This window comes from Mesotoga sp. HF07.pep.5.2.highcov, assembly GCF_003666285.1.
GTDB classification, from domain to species: Bacteria; Thermotogota; Thermotogae; order Petrotogales; family Kosmotogaceae; genus Mesotoga; species Mesotoga prima.
On sequence record NZ_JFHJ01000699.1, the window covers coordinates 1 to 1,593 of the forward strand.

Here is a 1,593-nt window from a genome sequence, read left to right on the forward strand (position 1 = left end):
GCCTATTATGACTCTTTGATTGAAGAAGCTTCGGAAAGACTCGAGGGTATGATATCGTATCAGTTGAGAATGTACCTCACAAACACTCTGTCTAATTCTCCCAATACATCTGCAGCCGACGAATCACTCTTCAACAGGTTTTTTGTTGCAGGCCAGTCAAGCCTTTCGACAGCTGTTTATTCAAGAGCCTTTCAGCAAATTCTGGGCACTGAGACTGAGGTAGCGAGCATGCCTCTTAAGATGAAGGAAACAAGCGGTATAACATATACATCGGCGGGACTGCTCATGAGAGGTGGTGAGTTACTTGGTCGACGTAAACTTGTATTCAAGGAAGAGGCGGGTCTCAAGGCTTAAGTACTCTCTGATAGTTCTGCTGATAATCATCTTGCTGATTTTCGGGTCGCGTTTCTTTGTGACCCAGGCTTTCGAAATTAGATTGCGACAGGTTTCAAGAATGAAAGGGTACTTATTCGACAATACCGGGACTTATTTGACAGGAAATCTGAAAGAAGATATAGACATGATGTATGAAAAGAAGCAGGAGTACATCGCGATAAGAAATAAACTAAGCAGACAGGTAAATGATCTCCGTAAACATGTTGATTTGAAGTCAGTTGAAATGGATGTCTTCAGGACAATAGAGGCCTATCTTGAGGACGAGAACGCAATGAAAACAATTGCCTCCAGAATACAGTTTGAAAGCGGGGTAGGAAACTCTTTCTACTATCTCATTTTTGAAGGAAAAGAGATGTTTTTCCCGACTCCGCATACGACTCCAACGCTTCTCGCAAGACCAAGCGTCAGGGGTAATTTGGATTTTGCCGAGCTGTACTCACTTCAGCTAGTTGATCTTGAGGTAGGTGACCTCATTGAATGAGAAGAACGGATTCAACTTCGAAGAAATGAAAGCACCCGCAGGAGCTGAGCCTTTTGAGGGTGGCGATTCGTTTTTTGTCCACAGAGACTACGCAAATAAGCTGAATAGAAGGCTCAATTTTCTTGACAAGAAAGGAATAAACTCAAAACTTGCTTTCTGGTCATTGATTACCTTGACTGTTTTGGGTTTTCTCTTCTTGGTTATTCTGTACTCCTACAGCACTTTTGAGAACACTTCTCTGCTCATTGATGAAGTAAATGGTTTAGAAAGCGCCTATCTTGAAGTTCAGCTCCTTACAAGGGTGAGAAACGAGGCACTTGGTTCAATGAGCACTAGAAGCTATTTGAATGATCTTGAAGAGAGAATTCCAATAGGGTCGAAGCCCGGCGACTACAATGGGATAATTGCTTCGGGAAACTCAAGGGATATTCTCGATCTCGTAGAAATGATTGTAAATGAACCCAGAATACTTGTCAAAAAGCTAGAGCTAAGATCTAATCTTGGGTTTCCGATTCTCCCGGAGTCCAACATTCCCTCGAATCTATCTCTTGAACTGAAAATCGATCTAAATGTGACTGGAATCTTTTAGGGGGAGCTGAATTTATGGAGAAGTACGTTATGGTAATAGTGATGGCGATTTTCCTTATCGTAACAGGTGGGGTTATTCTGACATTTCTCCTCGAACCTGTTGAAATTGCAGACGTAGCGGCCAGCAG

General features: G+C 42.5%; 2 protein-coding genes and 1 pseudogene. All 3 read left to right on the forward strand.

What is annotated here, in order from left to right:
• A pseudogene (locus BG32_RS14900) lies at positions 1-354 on the forward strand (hypothetical protein); the annotation flags it as partial.
• Positions 296-877 carry a hypothetical protein gene (locus BG32_RS14905; protein ID WP_259459793.1) on the forward strand — a complete coding sequence of 194 codons (582 nt, stop codon included), beginning with the start codon at positions 296-298 and terminating at the stop codon, positions 875-877. The pseudogene BG32_RS14900 and the gene BG32_RS14905, both read left to right, overlap by 59 nt.
• Positions 861-1,466 carry a hypothetical protein gene (locus tag BG32_RS14910; protein ID WP_259459794.1) on the forward strand — a complete coding sequence of 202 codons (606 nt, stop codon included), beginning with the start codon at positions 861-863 and terminating at the stop codon, positions 1,464-1,466. The genes BG32_RS14905 and BG32_RS14910 overlap by 17 nt, the downstream gene beginning before the upstream one ends.
• Positions 1,467-1,593: the final 127 nt, after the last annotated feature.